This window comes from Blastococcus mobilis, assembly GCF_900188025.1.
In the GTDB taxonomy this organism is placed as follows: Bacteria; Actinomycetota; Actinomycetes; order Mycobacteriales; family Geodermatophilaceae; genus Blastococcus_B; species Blastococcus_B mobilis.
Window position 1 is genome coordinate 66558 of sequence record NZ_FZNO01000022.1, and the last position, 23993, is coordinate 90550.

At 74.6% G+C, this 23993-nt stretch carries 20 protein-coding genes; 14 read left to right on the forward strand and 6 right to left on the reverse strand.

Annotated elements, in window-relative coordinates; all coding sequences use genetic code 11:
• Window positions 1–62 precede the first annotated feature (62 nt).
• Window positions 63–1196 carry an outer membrane protein assembly factor BamB family protein gene (locus CHB94_RS18205; protein WP_089337974.1) on the reverse strand — a complete coding sequence of 378 codons (1134 nt, stop codon included), beginning with the start codon at window positions 1194–1196 and terminating at the stop codon, window positions 63–65.
• A gap of 89 nt (window positions 1197–1285) precedes the next feature.
• Window positions 1286–2956 (reverse strand): DEAD/DEAH box helicase, encoded by a 1671-nt coding sequence (locus CHB94_RS18210; RefSeq protein ID WP_089337975.1) that lies wholly within the window; start codon window positions 2954–2956, stop codon window positions 1286–1288.
• Between the two features lie 339 nt (window positions 2957–3295).
• Between CHB94_RS18210 and CHB94_RS18215 the strand changes: the two genes are divergently transcribed.
• A complete protein-coding gene (locus tag CHB94_RS18215; protein ID WP_254920748.1) occupies window positions 3296–3949 on the forward strand; it encodes a ferritin-like fold-containing protein in 654 nt (217 codons plus the stop codon).
• Between the two features lie 10 nt (window positions 3950–3959).
• The gene (locus CHB94_RS18220) at window positions 3960–4625 is read left to right on the forward strand and encodes an SDR family oxidoreductase (protein WP_089337977.1); all 666 of its coding nucleotides are present in this window, start codon (window positions 3960–3962) and stop codon (window positions 4623–4625) included.
• Between the two features lie 130 nt (window positions 4626–4755).
• Here CHB94_RS18220 and CHB94_RS18225 read toward each other — a convergent pair whose 3' ends face one another.
• A complete protein-coding gene (locus tag CHB94_RS18225) occupies window positions 4756–4992 on the reverse strand; it encodes a DUF3107 domain-containing protein (RefSeq protein ID WP_089337978.1) in 237 nt (78 codons plus the stop codon).
• A gap of 148 nt (window positions 4993–5140) precedes the next feature.
• Window positions 5141–5788, reverse strand: coding sequence for a TetR/AcrR family transcriptional regulator (locus tag CHB94_RS18230; protein WP_089337979.1), 648 nt, complete (start codon window positions 5786–5788; stop codon window positions 5141–5143).
• A 69-nt stretch (window positions 5789–5857) separates the two neighbouring features.
• Between CHB94_RS18230 and CHB94_RS18235 the strand changes: the two genes are divergently transcribed.
• The 11 genes from CHB94_RS18235 (at window position 5858) to CHB94_RS18285 (ending at window position 20441) form a co-directional block, all read left to right on the forward strand.
• Window positions 5858–6931 (forward strand): alpha/beta fold hydrolase, encoded by a 1074-nt coding sequence (locus CHB94_RS18235; RefSeq protein ID WP_089337980.1) that lies wholly within the window; start codon window positions 5858–5860, stop codon window positions 6929–6931.
• A 94-nt stretch (window positions 6932–7025) separates the two neighbouring features.
• Window positions 7026–7985: a DUF3152 domain-containing protein gene (locus tag CHB94_RS18240; RefSeq protein WP_089338006.1), complete on the forward strand. Its 960-nt coding sequence runs from the start codon at window positions 7026–7028 to the stop codon at window positions 7983–7985.
• Between the two features lie 110 nt (window positions 7986–8095).
• On the forward strand, window positions 8096–9010 hold the full coding sequence (locus CHB94_RS18245; protein WP_089337981.1) for an ABC transporter ATP-binding protein: 915 nt from the start codon (window positions 8096–8098) through the stop codon (window positions 9008–9010).
• Window positions 9007–10641: an ABC transporter permease gene (locus CHB94_RS18250; RefSeq protein ID WP_141137546.1), complete on the forward strand. Its 1635-nt coding sequence runs from the start codon at window positions 9007–9009 to the stop codon at window positions 10639–10641. The genes CHB94_RS18245 and CHB94_RS18250 overlap by 4 nt, the downstream gene beginning before the upstream one ends.
• A gap of 84 nt (window positions 10642–10725) precedes the next feature.
• Window positions 10726–11886 (forward strand): adenylyltransferase/sulfurtransferase MoeZ, encoded by a 1161-nt coding sequence (gene moeZ / locus CHB94_RS18255; protein ID WP_089337983.1) that lies wholly within the window; start codon window positions 10726–10728, stop codon window positions 11884–11886.
• A 137-nt stretch (window positions 11887–12023) separates the two neighbouring features.
• On the forward strand, window positions 12024–12605 hold the full coding sequence (locus tag CHB94_RS18260; protein ID WP_089337984.1) for a TIGR03086 family metal-binding protein: 582 nt from the start codon (window positions 12024–12026) through the stop codon (window positions 12603–12605).
• Window positions 12606–12693: 88 nt separating this feature from the next.
• A complete protein-coding gene (locus CHB94_RS18265; protein ID WP_217899370.1) occupies window positions 12694–12999 on the forward strand; it encodes an MGMT family protein in 306 nt (101 codons plus the stop codon).
• A gap of 30 nt (window positions 13000–13029) precedes the next feature.
• Window positions 13030–13533, forward strand: coding sequence for a GNAT family N-acetyltransferase (locus CHB94_RS18270; protein WP_254920749.1), 504 nt, complete (start codon window positions 13030–13032; stop codon window positions 13531–13533).
• Between the two features lie 140 nt (window positions 13534–13673).
• Window positions 13674–13844, forward strand: a complete 171-nt coding sequence (locus CHB94_RS25320) for a hypothetical protein (protein ID WP_176445623.1) — start codon at window positions 13674–13676, stop codon at window positions 13842–13844.
• 61 nt (window positions 13845–13905) lie between these two features.
• The gene (locus CHB94_RS18280; RefSeq protein ID WP_089337986.1) at window positions 13906–17106 is read left to right on the forward strand and encodes an ATP-dependent helicase; all 3201 of its coding nucleotides are present in this window, start codon (window positions 13906–13908) and stop codon (window positions 17104–17106) included.
• On the forward strand, window positions 17103–20441 hold the full coding sequence (locus tag CHB94_RS18285) for an ATP-dependent helicase (RefSeq protein WP_089337987.1): 3339 nt from the start codon (window positions 17103–17105) through the stop codon (window positions 20439–20441). Before CHB94_RS18280 ends, CHB94_RS18285 begins: the two co-directional genes overlap by 4 nt.
• Window positions 20442–20727: 286 nt before the next feature.
• Here CHB94_RS18285 and CHB94_RS18290 read toward each other — a convergent pair whose 3' ends face one another.
• Entirely contained in the window at window positions 20728–21579 is an 852-nt protein-coding gene (locus CHB94_RS18290; protein ID WP_089337988.1) for an alpha/beta fold hydrolase, read from the reverse strand.
• A gap of 57 nt (window positions 21580–21636) precedes the next feature.
• On the opposite strand from CHB94_RS18290, the gene CHB94_RS18295 reads away from it, so the two are divergent.
• On the forward strand, window positions 21637–23052 hold the full coding sequence (locus CHB94_RS18295; RefSeq protein ID WP_176445624.1) for a M20/M25/M40 family metallo-hydrolase: 1416 nt from the start codon (window positions 21637–21639) through the stop codon (window positions 23050–23052).
• Between the two features lie 98 nt (window positions 23053–23150).
• Here CHB94_RS18295 and CHB94_RS18300 read toward each other — a convergent pair whose 3' ends face one another.
• Window positions 23151–23933 (reverse strand): putative protein N(5)-glutamine methyltransferase, encoded by a 783-nt coding sequence (locus CHB94_RS18300; protein WP_254920750.1) that lies wholly within the window; start codon window positions 23931–23933, stop codon window positions 23151–23153.
• Between the last annotated feature and the right edge of the window lie 60 nt (window positions 23934–23993).

The following is a 23993-nucleotide window of genomic DNA, read 5'->3' on the forward strand; positions in this document are numbered from 1 at the left end:
CTTGCGAGGGGTGGGGAGGACGGGGTCCTTCACCGAGGCGTGGGGGGAAGGGTGGTCCTCTTTCAGCGGTAGCCGAGCACCCGGCCGTCCAGCCGCAGGACGGCGATCGGTCCGATCGCGGAGGCGGTCCCGCCGTCGGGCAGGCCGGCCACCGCGAACCGGTCGAGTTCCACGCCGGTGGTCGGATCGCGGGAGGAGAACCCGTCCTCGTCGGGCAGCACGAGCCCGGTGGGGGTGTGGGTGTCGTCGACGGCTCCGGACGTCACCGGAAGCCCGGTCGCGGAGGCCTCCCACAGCGCGGCACCCGACACCGCGTCCAGCGCCGACACTCGTCCGCCGACCCGGACCAACGAGACCGAGCCGACGGTCGCCTGCTGGACGTCGTCCCCCGCGGCGATCGGCAGCCGGGCCAGCACACTGCCGTCCGGGCCGGCCAGTGTCTGCACCACGTCCCCGACGCGCACGGTCACCGCTGTGTCCGCGCCCAGCAGCTCGACGGCGGCGCCCTCGGCAACCGGCAGGGCGCGGCTCCAGTGGGCCGATCCGGAGAAGCCGTCCAGCAGTCGCACCTGCACCTCCGTGGTGCCCGCACAGCGCTGCAGGACGGCGACGCCGCTACTGCCCGCCTCGGCGGCCAGCAGCCGGCATCCCTCCGGGGGGGCGTGGCGCCAGCGGATGTTGCTGCCGGTCGGATCGAAGGTGACCAGACCCGTCGGATTGCTGGCCAGCACGATGGCAGCGGTCGAGTCGAGGACCGCGTCACCGGCGAGGTTGAGGCTGCGCGTCCATGTCCGGACCCCCGTACCCGCGTCCAGGGCGACCGCCTCGTCACAGCGGTCCTCGGTGGCGAACACCGCCACCGCCACGCCGTCGGTGACCGTGAGGCCGCACATCCGAGCATTGGCCCGCGTGTAGTGCCACGCCTCCTCGCCGGTGAGCGGATCCAGCGCGCGGACGCCGTGCGCCGAGCCGACGAGCACCCGCCCGTCCTGCACGACCGTGTCGGGGTTCGGTGCGCCGTCGGCCGACCACGCCTGGGAGACGGCACCGGCCGGCTGCCCCGTGGGGACGTCGGCCGGTGCTGCGGTGGTGCTCTCCGTGGCGGCCGCGTCCGAGCCCCGCCACAGCAGGGTGGCGACGAGCAGCAGCGCGACCGTGGCCGCCGTCCAGCCCCACACCCGCAGCGGTAGACGCATCGTTGGCCACCTCCAGAGTGGAGAAGGGTGGCCCCCCTGCAGGGTCCCGTCGCGAGCGTGCGAGCGGCGGGGGCAGGGGGGTCCCTTTCTCAGACGGCGGACTCGGAGCCGCCACCCCCGCGGTTGGCACCGCCGCGACGACGACGGCGGCGCGGCTTGGTCGCCGTGCCCTCCGACGGAGCCGACTCCGTCGTCGCGGCCGGAGCCGCCTCACCGCCGGCGGCAGCCGAGCGGGTGCCACGGGTGCGACGCCGCGGACGGCTCTTGCCGACCCCGGCACCCTGCTCCCCGTCACCGGAGGGGCCGGAGGACTCGCCCTGGCGGCCGTCAGCGGGGCCGCGCGAGTCGCCACGCCCGCCCCCGTCACGGCCACCGGACTGTGCCGGACGGTTGCGCTTGCCGGTCTCGCCGAGATCCTCCAGGGTCTCGGCCCCCAGGCCCTCGCGGGTGCGCTGCGAACGGGGCAGCCGGCCGGTGGCGGTCTCGGGGACGTCGAGGTCGGTGTAGACCCACTTCGAGGTCGAGTAGGTCTCCGGCGGGTCGGCGAAGTCGAGGTCGAGCGCCTTGTTGATCAGCTGCCACCGGGGGATGTCGTCCCAGTCGACGAGCGTGACGGCGACGCCGGTGCTGCCGGCGCGGCCCGTGCGGCCGATCCGGTGCACGTAGGTCTTCTCGTCCTCGGGGCACTGGTAGTTCACGACGTGGCTGACGCCGGTGACGTCGATGCCGCGCGCGGCGACGTCGGTGGCGACCAGGACGTCCACCTTGCCGCTGCGGAAGGCGCGCAGCGCCTGCTCGCGGGCGCCCTGGCCGAGGTCGCCGTGCACGGCGGCCGCGGCGAACCCGCGGTCGACCAGCTCGTCGGCGACCTTCTGCGCGGTCCGCTTGGTGCGGCAGAAGACCATGGCCAGGCCGCGGTCACGCGCCTGCAGCACGCGCGCCAGCAGCTCGGGCTTGTCCAGGTTGTGTGCCCGGTAGATGAACTGGGTGGTCTGCGGAACCGTGGAGCCCTCGTCGTTGCCGTGCGCCCGGATGTGCGTGGGCTGGGTCATGAACGACCGGGAGAGCGTCACGATCGGGCCGGGCATGGTCGCGGAGAACAGCATCGTCTGCCGCTTGTCCGGGACCATCGCCAGGATCCGCTCGATGTCGGGCAGGAAGCCCAGGTCCAGCATCTCGTCGGCCTCGTCGAGGACCAGGACCTTGACCTTCCCCAGGATCAGGTGGCCCTGCTGGGCGAGGTCGAGCAGCCGCCCCGGGGTTCCGACGACGACCTCGACACCGGCCTGCAGCGCGGAGACCTGCGGCTCGAACGCGCGGCCGCCGTAGATGGCCTGCACGCGGATGCCGCGCCGGGCGCCGGCGGTGCCCAGGTCGCGGGCCACCTGCACGCACAGCTCACGGGTGGGGACGACGACCAGCGCCTGCGGGACGCCGTCGCCGCCCTCGGTCGGCGGGCTGACCCGCTGCAGCAGCGGGACGCCGAAACCGAGGGTCTTGCCGGTGCCCGTGCGGGCCTGGCCGATCAGGTCGTTGCCGGCCAGCGCCAGCGGGAGGGTCAGCTCCTGGATGGCGAAGGTGCGGGTGATCCCGACGTCGGCCAGCGCGGCGACGATGTCGGGGTGGACGTCGAAGTCGCTGAACAGCGGGCTGTCGACGGCGACGGGGGCGCCGCCCAGCTCCTCGACCTGCGATTCCAGCTCCTCGGGAGCGGGGGCGCCGGTCTCGGCGCGCTCGAGCGCAGTGGCTTCGGTGGACATGGCGGTGTTCTCGGTGGAGGTCAGTGCTCTCGCCTCTGGTCTGATGGGGGACCGGCTCCGGCGGCGGAGTTCCGCTGCGTCGGACCTGTCCCGGTCGGTTGTCGCGGGATCAGTTCCAGCGCCGACGCGGCCAGCAGACCGGGCGACAGAACCCGGGAGACAGCCCTTCGGGGCGTCGTCCAGCGGTTGTCAGCGCACAGATACACGGCGCACCCGGAGGTACGCCGACTGCCATGGTAGCGCGGGCACCGGTTAGCCTCTGCGCGCCGCGCTGCCACGGTCAGCTGCACCTCCGGCCGCGACCGGTGTCCGGCACCCCGAGGACCTCAGGAGATGTGTGTGACGACCCCGGTCGACAGCAGTGCCGTCGTGGACCTGCTGGGCGCGCTGGCCTACGCCGAGCTGACAGCGTTCGACCGGCTCGCGGAGGACGCCCGCATGGCGCCGACGCTCTCCGGTCGGGCCGCGCTGGCGAGGATGGCGGCAGCCGAGATCGGCCACCACGGCCGGCTCACCGAGCGGCTCGGTGAGCTGGGGGTCGACCCGGGCGAGGCCATGGCGCCGTTCGTCCGGGCGCTCGACGCCTTCCACGAGAGCACCCGTCCCAGCACCTGGCTCGAGGGTCTGGTCAAGGCCTACGTCGGTGACGGGCTGGCCACCGACTTCTACCGCGAGATCGCCGCGCTCCTGCCCGACCCCGACCGGGCGCTGGTGCTGGAGGTGCTCGCCGACACCGGCTATGCCGACTTCGCCGTCCGAGAGGTGCGGGCGGCGATCAAGGCCGACCGCAAGCTCCCCGGCCGGCTGTCCCTGTGGGGACGGCGGCTCGTGGGGGAGGCGATGAGCCAGTCGCAGGCCGTGATCGCCGAGCACGACCGGCTGGCCGAGTTGATCATCGGCGGCACCGGTGACCTCTCCGGCGTCGCCCGGCTGATCGAGCGGATCACCGCCGCACACACCGAGCGCATGAAGGTCCTGGGCCTCAACCCCTGAGGGAGTTCTCGTGCCGCATCTGCTCGTCGTCGGCGCCGGACCCGGTATCTCCACCGCCACGGCCAGGAGGCTGGGCGCCGAGGGCCACGCCGTCGGCCTGGTCGCGCGGCGCGAGGGGCCGCTCGCGGAGCTCGGTGCCGCCCTGCGGAGGGACGGCGTCCGCGCTGAGTGGGTGACCGCCGAGGCCGGGGATCCCGCGTCCCTCACCGCCGCCGTCGACGCCCTCTCGGCAGCGCTCGGGCCCGTCGACGTCCTGCTCTACAACGTGTCGGTCGGCCGCCAGGTCGCCGTGCCCGAGCTGACGCCGGAGGACCTTCTCGCTGATCTCGCCGCCGGTGCGGTGGGCCTGCAGACCGCCGTGCGCGCTGTCCTGCCGGGCATGCGTGAACGCGGCTCGGGCACCGTGCTGGTCACCGGCGGCGGGTCAGCGGACCGCCCGGTCACCTCGATGGCGACTCTCGGGGTCCAGAAGGCCGCGCTACGGGCGCTCGTAGAGGTGCAGGCCCGCGCGCTGGCGGCCGAGGGGATCCACGTCGCGACGGCGACGGTCCGCGGCTTCGTGGGTGAGGACCGGCAGATCCACCCGGACCGGGTCGCCGCGCTCTACGCCGACCTGGTGGCCGAGACCGCCGGCCGGCCGGAGCAGTGGCGGACCGTCGTCGACCTCACGCCCTAGCACGACGCTGAGGGCGAACGGTGCGTCGGAGCGGAGAACGACCGACGGGGCGCCCCCCACGGTGAGCGGAGGGCGCCCCGTCGGGGACGTGCGGACGATCAGGCGGTGCAACCAGCGCGACTCCGCGCCGTCACGCCCCGACGATGAAGCCGACGCGGCGCTGATCGGCCTGCGCGATCTCGACGTAGGCGATCCGGTCGACGGGGACGACGACGCGACGACCCCGCTCGTCGACCAGGGTCAACAGGCCGTTCTTGGTCGATCCGGACATGGCCGCGGCCACGTCCTTCTCGATCTCATCGGGGGTCTTGGGGCTGTCGATGACCAGCTCCCGGGGGGAGTGCTGGACGCCGATCTTGACTTCCACGTGGGCGATGCCTCCTCGGTTCGCGCGACTGCCCCCACGCTAGCCCAGCGGCCGTGCCGAGGACCCGCCGTGCGGGTGCGCCGTCAGCGAACGGGGCTCCTGCAGGTCCCGCTGTGAGCCTGTGAGCGGCGGGGGCAGGGGCTCTTGTTCAGTGAGCGATCGGCTCGCCGTCGACCCGCGGGAAGCCGGAGATGCCCCGCCAGGCCAGGGCCGCGACCAGGCCGACCGCCTCGTCGCGGGAGACGGTGCCCTTGCGCGGGAGCCACCATCGGGCGCTCGTCTCGGACAAGCCGGTCAGTCCGGAGGCCAGGAGCAGCGCGCGCTCGGGGTCAGCGCCGGTGTCGGCCGCGATCACCCCGGCGATGGCCTCGACGCACACGCTGGTGCCGCGGTCGACGATCGCGCGGACGTCGGTGTCGTTGCGCAGGTCGGATTCGAAGACCAGGCGGAACGCCTCACCCTCGGCGTCGATGAAGTCGAAGTAGGCGCCGACGGCCGCGTTCACGCGGGCCCGGTTGTCATCGGTGCCGCCCATCGCCTCGGCGACGCGGTCGGCCAGCTCGGAGACGTGTTCCTCCAGCAGCGCCAGGTAGAGCTCCCGCTTGCCGGGGAAGTGCTGGTAGAGCACCGGCTTGCTCACCCCGGCCCGGTCGGCGATGTCGTCCATGGCGGCCGCGTGGAAACCCTGGGCGACGAACACGTCGCGGGCGGCGCGCAGGAGCTGCAGCCGGCGGGCTCCCCGGGGGAGGCGGGACGTGCGCCGGTTGTTCACGGGGGCGGAACGAGGCGGCTGCATGACAGGGTGGATGTTACCGGCGGGTTGCCCCACCGCATGCCGGGCCGGCCTGCGATTACCGTCCAGTGGATGTCCGAAGACCCTCCGTCCCGCGTCGCGGCCGCCGATGTCCCGGCGGCCCGGCCGTCGGCCACCTCGTTGCCCCCGCTGACGTCGCTGCTGCCGCCGTGGCCCGGGGAGCAGCTGCCGGTGCGCGGCGGGCAGGTGTTCGTCCGGGCCACCCCCTGGACCGGGCCGGTCGACGGGCCGGCGGACGACGCACCTCGCGAGCGGGCGCTCTACGTCCACGGGCTCGGTGGTGCGTCGACGAACTGGACGGACCTGGCCGCGCTGCTCGCGGTCCGGTTCGACGGCTGGGCGCTCGACCTGCCCGGCTTCGGACGGTCGCAGCCGCCGCCTCGGCGGCGTTACTCCATCAGCGGGCACGTGCGGGCGGTGATCGACGTCCTCGAGCACATCGCACGGCAGCCGGGGGAGGCGGCGGGCCGGCCGGTGCACCTGCTCGGCAACTCCCTGGGCGGCCTGGTCAGTCTCCTGGTGGCCTCCCGGCGCCCCGACCTCGTGGCCACGCTGACGCTGATCTCCCCGGCCATGCCCGTCTACCGCGTGCCGCCGGCGTTCAGCCGCGCGCTGCTGCTCCTCCTCGTGCCCGGCGTCCCGTCACTGGCTGCCCGCCGCATCGGGGCCGTCACCCCGGAGCAGAGCGTGCGGGGGATGATCCGGATGTGCTTCGGCGAGCCGGCGAAGGTGCCGCGGGAGCGGATCGATCAGGCCGTCCAGGAGATGCGCGACCGGGCCGCGCAGCCCTGGGCCGACCACGCGCTGACCCGCAGCATGCGTGGGCTGATGACGTCGTACCTGCGGGTGGATGCGGCGAACGCCTGGCGCGCCGCACGCGCCCTGCAGTCACCCACGCTGGTGCTGTGGGGCGCCCGCGACAAGCTGGTCGATCCGGCGCTCGCCCCACGGCTGGCCTCCGTCGTCCCGGACGCGCGGCTCCAGGTGCTCGAGCGGGTCGGGCACGTGGCCATGCTGGAGGCGCCGGAGGCGACCGCCCGGGCGGTACTGGGGATGGTGGAGACGGTGACGGCGTGCCGGGATCCCCACGCTGCCGTCGACACGCCACGGGGCGTGAGACGCTGACCAGCTGACGCCGGAGCACGAACGAGGAGCACGAGTGCGGCCAGTGGGTGGACGTCCGGCCGACGGCCGTCCTTCGGGCGGGCGCCTCGACGGCGTGCGCCGTGTACACCCCCGACCGGCGCCTTCGATCGCGGACCCGTCAGGGACGTCGTCCCCTCCCGGACGGTTCGTCTCCACCGTCGAGCGGCCGGCCCCGCTGGTCGCCCGCATCGAGCTCCCGGATCCGTCCCGCAGGCGACCCGTCGTCGGCCGGCGACCGGGGCGTCTCGGCAGCTTCGTCCGGCGCTACGGCTGGCGCGCGTACGCCGTCCCCCTGCTGACCATCGCCACGATCGTGACCCTGGTCGACCTGGCCCTCACCTCGCCCGGTGTGCCTGCGGACACCAGCCTCGGCGACGCGCCCACGACCGCAGCCGGCGAACCGGCACCGCCCGCGGTCGAGGCCGCTCCAATTGCACCGGCCCAGGGTGACGCCGCTCCCAGCGAGGCGCCGGCGACCGTCGGGGTGGAGAGCTACGTGGAGAAGGGAGCCGGCACGCTCTCGGTCGTCGACGGGACCTCCGCCGTCTACGGCACCGGCCCGCTGCGCCGCTTCATCGTCGAGGTCGAGGACGGCATCGGCGTCGAGGGCGCCCCCTTCGCGCAGGCGGTCGAGGCCACCCTCGGCGACCCCCGGTCGTGGGGGAGCGGGGGCCGGATGTCCTTCCAGCGCGTCGGTGTCGCCGAGGCCGCGGCCGGGCAGTTCGAGTTCAAGGTCAGCCTGGTCAGCCCCGGCAACATGGAGACCTACTGCCCGGGTGTGGGCACCGGCGGCTACACCTCCTGCCGCTACGGGGACCGTGCCGTCATCAACCTGGCGCGGTGGGCCACCGCCGTCCCCGACTACGAGGGCGACGTCGCCACCTACCGGCTCTACGTCGTGAACCACGAGGTCGGCCACGCCCTCGGCAACGGGCACCAGGACTGCCCTGGAACGGGTCAGCTCGCCCCGGTGATGCAGCAGCAGACCCTCGGCCTCGACGGGTGCCAGAGGAACGCCTGGCCCTACCCCTGACCGGGAAAGAAGTCGTGATGGATCTGGACCACGGGGTCTAGCGTTGTTCTCGGTGCGCCGGGAAGCCTGGTCGGCAGTCGTGTTCCCGACTGCGATCGGAGCGTCCACCCGTGGCCCTCCTCCCTGCCGCCGTTCCTGCACTCCGTGCCGAGAACCTGAGCAAGCGCTTCTCCACCACGCTCGCGGTGGACGACCTGTCACTGACCGTGCCGACGGGTGAGGTCTTCGGGTTCCTCGGCCCCAACGGCGCCGGCAAGTCCACGACCATTCGCCTGCTGCTGGGGCTGCTGCGCCCCACGCACGGGGCGGCCTGGATCTTCGACGACCCGGTGGCCGACGTGGCGCGGGCGCACCGCCATCTCGCCTACGTCCCGGCCGACGTCGCCCTGTGGCCCGCGTTCACCGGCCAGGAGTGCCTCGACCTGCTGGCCGGCGTCGGTCCCGGCACCGACCTCGCCTACCGCGACGAACTGGTCGCCCGGTTCGGCCTGGAACCTGGCCGGCGGGCACGCACCTACTCGACCGGCAACCGGCAGAAGGTGGCGCTGGTCGCCGCCTTCGCCACGCGGGCGCCCCTGCTGGTCCTCGACGAGCCGACGAGCGGCCTGGACCCCCTCATGGAGCGGGAGTTCCGGCGGTGCATCGCCGAGGCGGCCGAGCGCGGGCAGACGGTGTTCCTGAGCTCCCACAAGCTCGTCGAGGTGGAGGCGGTGTGCTCGCGCGTCGGCATCCTGCGCACGGGCCGGCTGGTCGAGGTCGCCGGCCTCGAGGAGCTGCGCCGGCTCCGGCGGACGGAGGTCACCGTGGACCTGAGCCGGCCGGCGCCCCGACTGCGAGGTCTCGCCGACCTTCCCGGCGTCACCGACCTGCGCTGGGCCTCCGGCCTGCAGTTCACGCTGTCCCTCGTCGGTCCCCCCGGCCCCGTGCTGCGGGCCCTCGGCGAGACCGACGTCGCGCGCATCGACGTCCGCGAGCCGTCGCTCGAGGAGATCTTCCTCGACTACTACGGCGAGGTGTCGGCGTGACCAGCCGCACGGCAACGCGCCCACAGGCCCCTGCGGCGACGGCCTCGGCCCCCGCGCGCGGGGTGGTCCTGCTCGCGGTGCGACTGGTGCGCCGCGGGACCCTGGTGGTCACGGTGCTGTCCGGCGTCCTCGCCGCATTCGTCGCCGTCCAGTACCGGAGCACGTTCCAGGGCGCCCTGACGACAGGGTCCCTGACGGCGCTGGCCGACAATCCGGCCATCCGGACCCTGTTCGGCCCGGCGCGTGCCCTGGACGACGCGGGGGGCTTCACCGTCTGGCGCACCGGCACGGTGCTCGCCGTCCTGGCCGGTGTGTGGGCGGCCCTCACCGCCACCCGGGTGACGCGGGGCGAGGAGGAGTCCGGCCGCTGGGACCTCCTGCTCGCGGGCCGGGTCCGCGCGGCCACGCTGGTCCGGCGCCAGCTGGCCGTCGTCCTCGTCGCGGCCGCGCTCCCCGGCGTCGCCGTGGCCATCGGGATGCTGCTCGTCGGCACCGTCACCACCGGCGCGCTCCTCTTCGGCGCCGTGGTGGCCGGCGCCGGCCTGACCGGGGCCGCCTGCGGAGGCCTCGCCGCCCAGCTGCTCGCCGAGCGCCGGGCGGCGTCCGGGCTGGCCGTGGGACTCGTGCTCGCGGGCCTGCTGCTGCGCATGGTCGGCGACGGTGTCGACGCCCTCGGCTGGTTGCGCTGGCTCAGCCCCTTCGGGCTGCTGTCCACGGTCGCCCCCTACGCCGACGACCGGGCGGCGCCGCTGCTCGTCCTGGCCGCCCTGGCGGTCGTTCCGGCGGTCATCGCCGTGGTGCTCGCCGGACGACGGGACGTCGGGGCCGGCCTGCTCGGCGGGCGGGACACCGCCCGCTCGCCGAGCCCGCTCCTGCGCAGCCTGCCCGGGCTCTGCGTGCACCGGGTGCGGCGCGCGCTGGTCACGTGGGGCGTCGGGGTGGGGGCCTACTTCCTCCTCATCGGCCTGCTGGCGACGGCGATGACCGACTTCCTCGAGGCGAACCGCCAGTTCGCCGAGCTGGCCGTGGAGGCCGGCTTCGACGAGCTCTTCACCGTGCAGGGCTACGCCGCGTCGTTGTTCTCGCTGCTCGCCGTCCCCGTCGGGGCCTTCGCCGCGAGCCGGATCGCGGCGAGCGCGGCCGACGAGGTGGCCGGCCGGCTCGCACTGCTCTACTCGCTGCCCGTCCGCCGGGCGCGGTGGGCGGGGACGGAGGCGGCCACCGTGGCGCTGGGGTGCGTCGTCCTCGCGTCGGTCGCCGGCCTGGCCACCTGGGCCGGGGCGGCGTGGGTCGGCTCCGGGCTGACCTCGGGAGAGGCACTGGCGGGTGCGCTGAACGTCGTCCCCGTCGCGCTCCTCTGCCTCGGGGCCGCGCTTTTCGCCCTCGGGTACGCCCCCGGCGCGGTCCTGGCGATCGGGGTCCTCCCGGCGGCCGGCGGGTACCTGCTGCTGCTGTTCGCCGACACCTTCGGCTGGCCGGAGGCGGCGCGGGCGCTGTCGCCCTTCGCGCACGTGGCATCGGTGCCGGCCGACCCGCCGGACCTGGTGGGGGCGGTCGGCATGGTCGCCGTCGCCGCCGTCCTGGGGTTCGCCGGGGTCGTGGCGTACGCCCGACGCGACCTTCGGGAATAGGGAATTCGATCCCCGTGCCACGCTGTTATGGCACACGATCGGCGGCCTCTGTGGGCCGTAGCCGGACGACCTGAGGAGCAACACGTGTCCCTGCCACCCCTGGTGGAGCCCGCCGCCGACCTGTCCATCGACGAGGTCCGCCGCTACAGCCGCCACCTGATCATCCCCGACGTCGGGATGGACGGGCAGAAGCGGCTGAAGAACGCCAAGGTGCTCGCCGTCGGGGCGGGTGGCCTCGGTTCCCCGGTGCTCATGTATCTCGCCGCGGCGGGGGTCGGCACCCTCGGCATCGTCGAGTTCGACACCGTCGACGAGTCCAACCTGCAGCGCCAGATCATCCACGGCCAGTCCGACGTGGGCCGGTCGAAGGCCGAGAGCGCGCGGGACTCCATCAAGGAGATCAACCCGCTGATCGACGTCCGCCTGCACGAGACGCGGCTGGACAGCGACAACGTCCTCGACATCTTCGGCCAGTACGACCTCATCGTCGACGGCACCGACAACTTCGCCACCCGGTACCTGGTCAACGACGCGTGCGTGCTGCTGAACAAGCCCTACGTCTGGGGCTCGATCTACCGGTTCGACGGGCAGGTCTCGGTCTTCTGGAACGAGCACGGCCCGAACTACCGCGACCTCTACCCGGTGCCGCCGCCGCCCGGGATGGTGCCCTCCTGCGCCGAGGGCGGCGTGCTCGGCGTCCTCTGCGCGACGATCGGCGCCATCCAGGCCACCGAGGCGGTCAAGCTCATCACCGGCATCGGCGAGACGCTGCTCGGCCGGCTGATGGTCTACGACGCCCTGGAGATGACCTTCCGCACGATCAAGGTGCGCAAGGACCCCGAGGGTGACCCGATCACCGGGCTCATCGACTACGAGGCCTTCTGCGGCGTCGTGTCGGCCGAGGCCCAGGAGGCGGCCGCGGGCTCGACGATCACCGTCGACGAGCTCAAGGACATGATGGACGCCGGCAAGGACTTCGAGCTGATCGACGTCCGGGAGCCCAACGAGTACGAGATCGTGTCGATCCCCGGGGCGAAGCTGATCCCCAAGGACGAGATCCTCTCCGGCCGTGCGCTGGCAGAGCTGCCGCAGGACAAGCCGATCGTGCTGCACTGCAAGACCGGCGTCCGGTCGGCCGAGGCACTTGCCGCGGTCAAGAACGCGGGCTTCAAGGACGCCGTGCACGTCCAGGGCGGCGTGACCGCATGGGCGACGCGGATCGACAAGGCCCTGCCGACCTATTGAGGAAGGACCCCGCTGCCCCCACCGCTCGCACGCTCGCGTCGGGGCCCTGCAGCGGGGCCGTTCCATCGCGTTACGAGGGCCCGGTCCCGCCTCTCCCCGGAGAGGCGGGCCGGGCCCTCGGCATGTGTACTGGCGGCATGGCCGACTTCTCGCCCGTGGAGCTGCTCGAGCTCTTCCAGCGTGCCCAGAACCAGTTCACCGACCGGGTCGATGCCGTGGGCTCCGACCAGTGGGAGGACGAGTCGCTCCCCGGGTGGACCGTGGCCGACCTGGTCGCCCACCTGGTGAGCGAGGCCCTGTGGGTCCCGCCGCTGCTGGCCGGGGAGCCCTACGCCGAGGGGCGGTTCCCGGAGGACACCACCGACCTGCTGGGCACCGACCCGTTCACCGGCTGGGAGACCGCCGCGGACGGGGCGCTGTCGGCCTTCGCCGAGGACGACGCCTTGATGCGGACCGTCCATCTCTCCCGCGGCCCGACGCCGGCGACCCAGTACATCCTCGAGATGACCGCCGACCTCACCGTGCACGCCTGGGACCTCGCCCACGCCACCGGAGGGGACACCGAGCTGGACGGCGAGCTGGTGACCGCGGCGCTGGTCTTCGCCGAGCAGCTCCCCGAGGACGGCGTGCCGGGGCTGTTCGACCCACCGCTGGACGTCTCCGCCGCTGCTCCGCCGCAGGTGCGACTCCTGGCGCGGTTCGGTCGCAAGGCGACCTGACCGGCTCACTCCCCGAGCGATGCCCCTCCACCGGCCATCGGACCGGACGGAATGGCCGGGTGGAGGGGCAATGCCCCGTCGTTGACGCGTGCCCGACGATGAGCGGGTGACCGACCCGGCCGACGTCGACGAGGCGGTGTTCGACGTCGTCGAGCGCATCCCGCCGGGCCGCGTGAGCACCTACGGCGCCATCGGGCAGCTCATCGGCATCGGCCCACGCCGGGTCGCGCGGGCGCTGTCGTCCGGTGGCGGCGCGGTGCCGTGGTACCGGGTGGTGCGCGCTGACGGGTCGGCCGCCGAGCCGGTCCGCGTGCGACAGCTGGAGCTGCTCGCCTCGGAGGGCGTGCCCATGCGCGAGGGGCGCGTCGTGCTCTCCGCCGTCCGCTGGCCGTGAGGAGCAGAGACGCCGTGGCGAGCAGCAGCCGTGCCTGAGCCGGTGACCGTCCGGAAGCTGCGGCCGGCCGACCGGTTCCTGATCCGCACCGCGACGTGGATGAATCTCAACTGGTGCGGGGAGCGCTTGTCCTTCGCCCAGATGGACGCCGCTCCACATCTGGCCGGGTACTACCGCTTCACCCCTGAGGACGGCGACTACGGCATCGTCGCCACGATCGGCGGCGAGCCCACGGGCGTGGTGTGGGTGAGGCATTTCCCCACCGACGGTCCCGGATACGGCTTCGTGCGCGCGGGAGTCCCGGAGCTCAGTGTCTGCGTGCTCCCCGGCTACCGGGGTGCCGGCCTGGGCGGTGCGCTCGTCGCAGCAGCGGTGACCGAGGCGCGGCACCGCTACCTGAGCGCACTGAGCCTGAGCGTGGAGGAGGGCAATCCCGCCTGGCACCTGTACGAGCGTCTCGGCTTCGTGCCCGTGGCCTCGGCCCGCCATCCCGGCACGCTCGTGCTCGAGCTCGTCCCCGCACGCCCCGGCTGAAAGGACCCCGTCCTCCCACCCTCCGTAGAAGGAACCCGCTGCCCCCACCGCTCGGAGGCTCGCGGCGGACCCTGCAGCGGGGCCGGGCCCCGGTGCGGGGCCGACTTCAGAACTGGCCGCGGTGTGCCGACCACCTGGTCATGAACATCATGGCGTGCCGGGCGGTGGCCCAGGCCGGGCTGTGCGCGGCGACGGCGTCCCTCGACCACGAGGCCGAGTGGCCCCTGCTCCAGGTCGCCGGCTGGCTGACGACGGCCGCCGATCTGATGGTCGAGGCGGGGCTGCGGGAGGCCGCGCTCGACCTGACCTGAACCGCTGCACCAATCGCCCACCCGTGCCTGGACTGTCGGTGCGTCGTGCTTCCATCGGGGGGTGGCAGTGCGGGGGAGCGAGAGCGCGCCGGTCTACCGGCTCGTCGCCGGTGAGGCCCCGCGCCCGACGGCGCCGCAGCTGGACCCCACGCAGCAGGCCGTCGTCGACCACGAGGCCGGTCCGCTGCTCGTGCTGGCCGGCCCTGGGACCGGCAAGACGACGACGATCGTCGAGGCAGTAGCCGCGCGGATCGACGCCGGGATCGACCCGGAGCAGATCCTCGTCCTGACCTTCAGCCGCAAGGCCGCCGCCGAGCTCCGCACCAGGATCACCGGCCGGGTCGCCCGGACCATCCGGGAGCCGCTCGCCCGCACGTTCCACTCCTACGCCTACGGCGTTCTCCGGCGGGCTGCGCTGCTCCGCGGCGACGCCCCGCCCCGCCTGCTCACCTCGGCCGAGCAGGACGCCGTCGTGGCGGAGCTGCTCCGTGGCGACGCGGAGGAGGAGGGTGCCGTCCGCTGGCCTGCCGCTCTCGCCCCGGCACTCGGCACGGCAGGCTTCCGCACCGAGCTGCGCGACCTGCTCATGCGGGCCACCGAGCGAGGTGTCGGCTCGGCCCGGCTGGCGGCCTGGGGTCGGGAGACCGGCCGCGAGCACTGGGTGCTCGCCGCCGCGTTCCAGGAGCAGTACGAGGGCGTCACCGCCTTCTCGACGGCGGGCCGCGGGGACGCGTCCGGCTACGACCCCGCCGAGCTGGTGCGGGCAGCGATCGCCGAGCTCGACGGCGACCCCGAGCTGCTGCGTCAGGAGCGCGAGCGCGCCCGGTGGTTGTTCGTCGACGAGTACCAGGACACCGACCCCGCGCAGGTGGAGCTGCTCGAGCTGCTCGCCGGGGGCGGCGGCAACCTCGTCGCCGTCGGCGATCCCGACCAGGCGATCTACGCCTTCCGTGGCGCCGAGCCGCGCGGCATCGTCGAGTTCCCCGAGCGGTTCCGGCACACCGACAACCGCCCCGCCGGCCGGGTTTCCCTCGGCGTCTGCCGGCGGTCAGGGGAGGAGCTGCTGCGGATCAGCCGGAAGGTCGCGGAGGGACTGCCGGGGCCGTGGGAGCACCGACGCCTCGTCCCCGGCGAGGCCACCGACCCCGGTGCAGCCGAGGTGCACGTCTTCGGCTCCGCCGCCGTCGAGGCGGCCTACCTGGCCGACGTGCTGCGCCGTGCCCACCTGCTCGACGGGGTTCCCTGGTCGCAGATGGCCCTCGTCGTGCGCACCGCCGTCGCGCTGGGACCACTGCGCCGGGCGCTCGCCTCCGCGGGCGTGCCCGTCGCCGTCTCCGCCGACGACCTGCCCCTCGCCGGGCAGCCGGCCGTCGCGCCGCTGCTCACCGCCCTGAACGCCCTCCTGCCCGCGTCCGGGTCCGGACCGGAGGCACAGGGGGCGGCGGTGGGCCTGGACGAGTCCGCAGCCGAGGCGCTGCTGGCCTCCCCATTGGGGGGCGCGACCGTGCTCGACCTGCGCCGGCTCCGGCGGGCGGTGCGGATCGCGCTGGCCAAGCAGGGGATCGACGCCACCGAGCGCGGCGCGCCGCTCGCCCTCGCGCTCGGCGACGACACCCTGCTGGATGCGCTCCCCGAGCACGTCTCCCGGCCGGCGAAGCGGGTCGCCGCGGTCCTGGCCGCCGGCCGGTTGGCCCTCGCGCACGACGGCACCGCCGAGGACGTGCTGTGGGAGATGTGGCAGCGCAGCGGGCTGGCCATCCGCTGGGCCCGGGCCAGCGCGGCCGGTGGGCCGTCGGGTGCCGTGGCCGACCGGGACCTCGACGCCGTCGTCGCCCTCTTCGACGCCGCCGCCGGCTTCGTCGACCGGTTGCCCTCGGCCGACGTGCGCGCGTTCGTCGCCCACCTCTCCGCCCAGGAACTGCCCGGGGACACCGGAGCCGCCCGGGCGGTCACGGGGGAGTCGGTCCGGCTGCTGACCGCCCATGCGGCCAAGGGCCTGGAGTGGGACCTCGTCTGCGTCGCCGGCGTGCAGGAAGGGGTGTGGCCGGACCTCCGGGAGCGGTCCACCCTGCTCGGCACCGAGGAACTGGTGGAGCGCGCCGCGGGCGTCGACGGCACGGCGGTCGACCGGCGCGCGCTCGCCCTCGCCGAGGAGCGGCGGCTGTTCTACGTCGCCTGCACCCGCGCCCGCAGGCGCCTCGTCGTCACCGCCGTCGAGGGGGCTCTGGACGGCGCGGACGCCGGTGCGACCGCCTCCCGGTTCCTCGATCTCGTCGCGCCGCCGCCGGAGGACGGGCGGCCGCTCACCGAGCTGCCCCGCTCGCTGACGCTGCCCGCGCTCGTCGCCGACCTGCGGCGCGCCCTGACCGATCCGCAGACCCCGGCGCCGCGCCGGTCGGCCGCCGCCTCCGTCCTGCGCCGGCTGGCCGACGAGGGAGTTCCGGGGGCGGCGTCGACCAGTTGGTGGGGCCTCGCCCCGCTGTCCGACGACGCCCCACTGGTGGCGGAGGAGGAGCCCGTCCGCGTGCGCCCGTCGGCCATCGAGACCTTCCAGCGGTGCCCCCTGCGCTGGGTCCTCGGGGCCGTCGGTGCCGAGGCGTCCCCGGACACGACCCGGACGGTGGGCTCGGCGGTGCACGCCGTGGCCCAGCAGGTCGCCGACGGGCTGCCTCCCTCCGACGCTCCTGCGGCCCTCGCCGCCGAGCTCGATCAGCTCGACCTCGGACCGGGCTGGTCCGACCAGCGCCAGCGGATCTCGGCCCAGGAGATGCTCGACAAGTTCCTCCGCTGGCACGCCGCCAACGGCCGCGAGCTGATCGGCGCGGAGGTGGACTTCGACGTGACGGTCGGCCGCGCCCGCATCCGCGGCCAGGTCGACCGGCTCGAGCGCGACTCCGAGGGACGGTTGGTCGTCGTCGACCTCAAGACCGGCCGGACCGCGGCGAAGAACACCGAGGAGCACGGCCAGCTGGCCGCCTACCAGGTGGCGATCGCGGCCGGCGCCTTCGGCGACCACGGCAGCGTTCCCGGCGGAGCCGCGCTGCTCCAGGTGGGCACCGGCGCCAAGGCCAAGGAGCAGCACCAGGAGCCGCTGCCCGCCGATGTGCCGCTGGACGAGACGTGGGCCGGCGAGCTGCTCGCGCAGGTGGGGGAGGGGATGGGTGCGGCCACCTTCGAGGTGCGCACCGGATCGCACTGCTCGCGGTGCCCCGCCCGCCGCAGCTGCCCGCTGCAGGAGCCCGGCCGGCAGGTGACGGCATGACTCCCCTCACCGGAACGGCGGCCGACGGCCAGCTCTCCTTCGACGATCTGCTTGCCGACGCGGCCCCGGAGCGGCCGGGGGTCCGCAGGTGGCTGAGCCCGGCCGAGGTCGCCGCCCGCTGTCGGTTGTCCTATGCGCCGTCACCCGAGCAGGCGCGGGTGGTCGAGGCACCCGCCGACCGGCCCCTCGTCGTGGTCGCGGGGGCGGGCTCCGGCAAGACCGAGACGATGGCCGCCCGCGTCTCCTGGCTCGTGGCCAACCGGGTTGTCGCGCCGGAGGAGATCCTCGGCCTGACCTTCACGCGCAAGGCCGCCAGCGAGCTCAACGAGCGGATCCGGCTCCGGCTGGGTGCGCTCGCCCGCCACCCGGAGACCGAGCCCGAGCTCCGGGAGCGGCTGGAGGTCGCCCAGCCCACCGTCTCGACCTACCACGGCTACGCGGCCGCGCTGGTCGCCGAGCACGGACTGCGGATCGGCGTCGAGCCCGGCGCCGGCGTCCTCGGGCCCGCCATGTGCTGGGGGCAGGCCGCCACCGTCGTCACCGCCTACACCGGCGACATGAGCGACGTCCCGCTCACGCTGCTCACCACGGTCGAGGACGTCCTCGCCCTGGCCGCCGACCTCGGCGAGCACGACATCAGCCCGGCGGCGTTGCGGGCCTGGACCGCCCGGCTGGAAGCGCAGGTCCACGGCTACCCGGACGCGCCGCGCAAGAAGGGGCCCTACGCCCCCGTCCTCGACATGCTCGCCCGCCAGAAGGCGCGCGTCGCGCTGCTGCCGCTGGTCGAGGCCTTCGAGGCACGGAAGCGGTCGGCCGGCGCCATCGACTACGCCGACCAGGTCGCCTACGCCGCACGGATCGCCGTCGCCTCCCCGGAGGTCGGCCGCCGCGAGCGGACCCGCTGGAAGATCGTCCTGCTCGACGAGTACCAGGACACCAGCGTCGGCCAGCTCCGCATGCTGGAGGCCCTGTTCGGCCGCGACACCGGCCACCCGGTGCTCGCCGTCGGCGACCCGCGACAGTCCATCTACGGCTGGCGGGGGGCCTCGGCGGGCACCATCGAGCGCTACGCCCGCACCTTCCCGGGGCTGCCCGGACGGCGGGCCGAGCGGCTGACGCTGGCCACCAGCTGGCGCAACGACGACGCCGTCCTCGCCGTCGCCAACGCCGTGTCGGGGATGCTTCCGCCCCCCGACCAGCCGCTGCCCGATCTCGCCCCCGCACCCACCGCCGGGCGCGGTGCGGTCACCGTGGGGCTCTACGAGACCGTCGCCGACGAGACGACGGCGTTGGCCGACCGGCTCGCGGCCTGCTGGCTCAACGAGGACCCCCTCGTCGCCCGCCAGGACGGGAAGCACCCCACCGTGGCGGTCCTCGTGCGCACCCGCAAGCAGCTGCCGGGCATCGCCGCCGCGCTGCGCGAGCGCGGCCTGCCCGTCGAGGTCGTCGGCCTCGGCGGGCTGCTGGAGGTGCCCGAGGTCTCCGACGTCATCGCGACGCTCACCGTGCTCGTCGACCCGACGGCCGGGGACGCACTCGGCCGGCTGCTCACCGGAGCGCGGTGGCGGATCGGCCCCCGGGACCTGGCCGCCCTCGAGGCCCGCGCCCGCGAACTCGTGCACGCACGCCGGCCCGCCCGGTCCCGGGACGCCGACGGGACTCCGGTCGTCGAAGCCCCCTCCGAGCGCGGCAGCATCGTCGAGGCGCTGGACGACCTCGGCGGCCCCGGCGCCTACTCGCAGGCGGGCTACCGCCGATTGCGGCGGCTCGCAGCCGAGCTGGGTCACCTGCGGACGCGCCTGAGCGAGGCGCTGCCCGACCTGGTCGACGAGGTCGCCCGCACCCTCGGCCTGGAGACCGAGCTCGCCAGCGCGCCCGGTGCCAGCCCGGCCGGGGCGCGGGCCCACCTCGACGCGCTCCACGGCGTCGCCGCCGAGTTCACCGAGCTCGCCGAGCTGCCCTCGCTGCCGGCGTTCCTCGGCTACCTCCGCGACGCCGAGGAGCGCGAGCGGGGCCTGGAGCCCGGCGAGGTGGCGGTGAACCCGGAGGCCGTGCAGCTGCTCACCGGGCACTCCGCCAAGGGCTTGGAGTGGGACGTCGTCGCCGTTCCGGGGCTCACCGCCGACCAGTTCCCGGCGAAGGCCGACACCAGCGACTCCTGGATCCGCGATCCCGGCGCCGTGCCGGCCGACCTGCGGCTCACCGACCGCGAGGAGCTGCCCCGGCTGCGGCTCCCGGTCCCCGGCTCCGGTGACCAGGCCGTGGTGAAGCAGGCGCTGGAGGAGTACGTCCAGGACTGGAAGGACTTCGGCACCGCCGAGGAGATCCGGCTGGGCTACGTCGCCGTCACCCGGGCCCGGCACCTGCTGCTGTGCTCCGGCAGCTGGTGGCGGGACGGCGTCAAGCCGTGCGGACCGTCGTCGCTGCTGCTCACCGCCCGGCAGGCGTGCGAGGACGGCGCCGGCACCGTCGTCCACTGGGCCGAGCCACCGGCCGGCGACGCGACCAACCCGGCGCTGGCGGAGTGGCCGGTCGGGAGCTGGCCGGCCGACCCGCTGTCCTCCGGACGTCGCCGGGCGCTCACCGCGGCCGCCGAGCTGGTGGCCGGTGCGGCGCCGCACCCGCTCGACCCCGAGCAGATCCTCGAGGGCGCCGACCCGCTGGTCGAGCAGTGGGTGCGCGACGCCGACCTGCTGCTGCGCGAGCGGGCCCGGCACGCCAGCCCGACCGTCGACGTCCCGCTGCCGTCGCACCTGTCGGTGTCGGCGCTGGTCACGCTGCGGCGCGACCCCGCGGAGCTGGCCCGGCGGCTGCGGCGCCCCATGCCCGCGGCCCCCGCCCCCCAGGCCCGGCGCGGTACCGCTTTCCACGCGTGGCTGGAGGAGCGGTTCGGCGCCGCCAAGCTGGTCGACCTCGACGAGCTGCCCGGGTCCGGCGACGAGTTCGCCGCTCCCGACGGTGTGGTGGCCGAGCTGCAGGAGGCCTTCCTCGCCAGCGTGTGGGCCGACCGTCAGCCGGTCGAGGTGGAGGTCCCCTTCGAGACGCCGCTCGGGCCGCTCACTCTGCGGGGACGGATCGATGCCGTCTACGCCGACGCCGACGGCGGCTTCGAGGTCATCGACTGGAAGACCGGCCCGCCGCCGTCCGGCGCCGAGCTCTCCGCCGCCGCGGTGCAGCTGGCCGCCTACCGGCTGGGCTGGTCGCGGCTCACCGGCGTCCCGGTGGAACGGGTCAGTGCGGGCTTCCACCACGTCGCGGCGAACCTCACCCTGCGCCCGGTCGACCTGCTCGACGAGGAAGGCCTGCTCGTCCTGGTCACCGGCACCGACCGCTGAGCGCCGCGGGCGGTGCGGTACGGGGTCACCTGGCGGCGCGCTGCGCGCTGCGCACGTCCGCGACGTAGCTGTCCGGGGGCGGTTCCGGACATGCGTCGGGCATGGGCAGCGTGCAGCCGCCGAACTGTCGAGGACCCACGGGCTGCCGGACCTCCAGCACGATCTCCCACGCCACCGCCACCGCCGAGGAGGTTGCGGGACCTGCGAACCATGTTGGCGGCACGGTCATCCGTCCCTGTCCCCAGCGTCAGCCGACATGGATCCTCGCGAACGAACAGATCAGCTGTCAGCTCGACGCGATCCGGTCGAGGATGGCTCGCGCGAGCTGCTCGGGTGCCTGCTCCGGGATCCAGTGCGTGACCCCGGCAAGCTCCACGAACCGGTAGTCGCCGGTCACGTGGTTGGCGCACGCCTCGGCGGCCGTCCGCCCGATGGCGACGTCACCGTCGCTCCACACGTACGTGGTCGGCACCCCGACCGGGTCGACCCGGGTGTCGGAGCTCATCGCCCGGTACCAGTTGAGCGCCGCGGTCAATGCGCCGGGCGCGGACAGCACGGCCACGTACTCGTCGATCGCCTCGGCCGAGACGCCGGACGCCTGCTCGCCGCCGGCCAGCATGCGCCGCAGCCGGCGCGCGTCGTCGGCGAGCAGCACCTCCTCGGCCTTGCCCTCCTGCCAGAACAGCCGGATGTAGCTCGAGCGCTCCCTCTGCTCCGGGTCGGCGCGGTAGGCCGCGGTGTACGCGGCCGGGTGGGGCACCGAGACCGCCGTCAGGGACCGCACCCGGTCCGGGTGCCAGGCGGCGAGCGTCCACGCGACGTTCGCGCCCCAGTCGTGCCCGACGACGTCGGCGACCGGGATCTCCAGCGCCGTCATCAGGTTCGCCGTGACCTGCGCGAGGTTCTGCATCGCGTAGGCTTCGACGTCACCGGGGCGGGCGCCAGGGGAGTAACCCAGCTGGTCGGGGGCGTAGGTCCGGAGCCCGGCCTGGGTCAGCAGCGGCGTCACCGCGGCCCACGACGCCGACGTCTCCGGGAAGCCGTGCAGCAGCAGCACCGGCCGCCCGTCCTCGGGACCGTCGACGCGGACGTCGAAGGTGAGGTCGCCGACGTCGACGCGCAGCAGCTCTCCAGGCATGCCCCGGACGCTAGCCGGACGCGGCGGGTACCGCTGGCAGCACTACGGTCGAGCCTCGTGACCAGCAGTCCGGAACGCGATTTCGTGCTCGACCACCTCGACGACCTGCACGCCGACCTCGACGCGTGGCTGCGCATCCCGTCGATCTCCGCCGACCCTGCCTACGCCCCCGAAGTGGCCCGCAGTGCCGCGTGGCTCGCCGAGGCGCTGCGCCGCACCGGCTTCCCGGTCGTCGAAATCTGGCCCACGCCCGGCGCCCCCGCCGTCTTCGCCGAGTGGCCGTCCGCAGAGGCCGACGCACCGATCGCCCTCGTCTACGGCCACCACGACGTCCAGCCGGTCGACCCGCCGGAGCTGTGGGTGCACCCGCCCTTCGAGCCGACCCGGGTCGACGGCCCCGACGGCCCGGAGCTGCACGCCCGCGGCGCCATCGACGACAAGGGCAACGTCGCCTTCCACCTGCTCGGCATGCGCGCGCACCTCGCCGCGACCGGTCGGGACACTCCCGCGGTCACCGTCAAACTGCTGATCGAGGGCGAGGAGGAGTCCGGCTCGCCGCACTTCGCGGCCCTGCTGGAGCAGCACAAGGACCGGCTGGCCTGCGACGTCGTCGTCGTGAGCGACACCGGCATGGCCGCCCCGGACGTGCCGAGTGCGGTCACCGCCATGCGGGGCCTCGCCGACGCCGAGATCACCCTGCGCGGCCCGGCCGTGGACCTGCACTCCGGCTCGTTCGGCGGCGCCGTCCCGAACCCGCTGCACGCTCTCGCCGAGCTGCTGGCCGCGCTGCACGACGACCAGGGCCGGGTCACGCTGCCCGGCTTCTACGACAAGGTGCGCCCCCTGTCGGACCGGGAGCGCGAGCTCATGTCCCGGGTGCCGTTCGACGAGCAGGCCTGGCTGGCCGGCCCGGCGGCCTCCCGCGCCACCTACGGCGAGGCCGGCTTCAGCACGCTCGAGCGCACCGGCGCCCGGCCGACCGCCGAGGTCAACGGCATGTGGGGCGGCTACACCGGCCCCGGCCACAAGACGATCGTCCCGGCCGAGGCGCACGCGAAGCTCAGCTTCCGGCTGGTCGCCGACCAGCGCCCCGAGGATGTGGGCCCCCAGCTGCGCGCCTGGGTGGAGGCCAACGTCCCGGCCGGTATCGAGGCCGAGGTGCACACCCCGCCCGGTGGCGTCGCTCCCTGTGCCAGCGACCTGGACTCACCCGCGATGGGGGCCCTGCTCCGTGCCATCGGCCAGGCCTTCGACACCGAGCCGGGCGACGTCCTGTTCACGCGCGAGGGCGGCAGCGGGCCCGAGGCCGACCTCGTCGAGCACCTCGGCGCGCCGCTGCTGTTCCTCGGGGCGGGGCTGCCCACCGACCGCATCCACTCGCCCAACGAGCGGGTCCTGCTGCCGATGCTCTACCGCGGCGCGGAGGCGGCGGCCCACCTCTGGCGCGAGCTGGGAGCCATGCGCCTGCGCTGACGTGGTGGGCCTGCGTGCCCCGTGCGACTCGGCGTGGATGAGTGCGAACGGCGTGCCCTGGCGTCCCCGCCGAGCTCCAGCGGAGGTTCCGTGCGCCGTCAGGCGCGGGTCCCGATCACGACGGTCGCGCCCGTGTCCTCCGCCTCGGCGATCCGCGGTACGAGACCGGCCGTGCTGACGGCGTCGGTTGCTGCGGGCACCTGCGCCTCGCCGATCTCGAAGAGCACGCAGCCACCTGGCGCGAGCCAGTCCCCGGCGCCGGCGAGGACCCGGCGGGCGACGTCCAGGCCGTCGGTGCCGCCGTCCAGCGCGGTGCGCGGCTCGTGCTCGCGGGCCTCGGGCGGCATCAGTGGAATGGCCTCGCTCGGCACGTACGGCACGTTGGCGACGAGGACGTCGACCCGTCCCCGTAGCCCGTCCAGGAGGGCCGAGAACAGATCCCCGGCGTGCACGTTGCCGCCGGGCAGGTTGTGCCGCGCGCATGCCACCGCCGCCGGATCGACGTCCGAGGCGTGCACCTCGGGTCCGTCGACCCGCGCGGTCAGCGCGGCCGCCACCGCGCCCGATCCACAGCACAGGTCGACGACGACGGCGCCCGGTGGCGCCAGTGCGGCGGCCTGCTCGACCAGGAACTCGGTGCGACGCCTCGGGACGAAGACCCCGGGTGCCACGGCGATCCGCAGACCGCAGAACTCCGCCCAGCCCAGCAGGTGCTCCAGGGGCTCGCCCGCGACCCGGCGCCGGACCAGGGCCTCGAGCCGGGCGGTCGACCCGGCCTCGGCCACGAGCAGGCGGGCCTCGTCCTCGGCGAAGACGCAGCCGGCGGAGCGGAGCCGGGCCACGACGCCGGCGTCGTCCGGCGCCGGTGGAGCTGCGGTCACGGAGCCTCCCAGGAGCGAGGCCGCGACCGTACCGGGGAGGGCCGCCCTCCTAGGGTGGAG

Coding starts and splice junctions, on each gene's coding strand:
- CHB94_RS18205 (WP_089337974.1), bottom strand. CDS start 1,196: ATGCGTCTACCGCTGCGGGTGTGGGGCTGGACGGCGGCCACGGTCGCG.
- CHB94_RS18210 (WP_089337975.1), bottom strand. CDS start 2,956: ATGTCCACCGAAGCCACTGCGCTCGAGCGCGCCGAGACCGGCGCCCCC.
- CHB94_RS18230 (WP_089337979.1), bottom strand. CDS start 5,788: ATGCAGCCGCCTCGTTCCGCCCCCGTGAACAACCGGCGCACGTCCCGC.
- CHB94_RS18235 (WP_089337980.1), top strand. CDS start 5,858: ATGTCCGAAGACCCTCCGTCCCGCGTCGCGGCCGCCGATGTCCCGGCG.
- CHB94_RS18260 (WP_089337984.1), top strand. CDS start 12,024: ATGGCCGACTTCTCGCCCGTGGAGCTGCTCGAGCTCTTCCAGCGTGCC.
- CHB94_RS25320 (WP_176445623.1), top strand. CDS start 13,674: ATGAACATCATGGCGTGCCGGGCGGTGGCCCAGGCCGGGCTGTGCGCG.
- CHB94_RS18285 (WP_089337987.1), top strand. CDS start 17,103: ATGACTCCCCTCACCGGAACGGCGGCCGACGGCCAGCTCTCCTTCGAC.
- CHB94_RS18290 (WP_089337988.1), bottom strand. CDS start 21,579: ATGCCTGGAGAGCTGCTGCGCGTCGACGTCGGCGACCTCACCTTCGAC.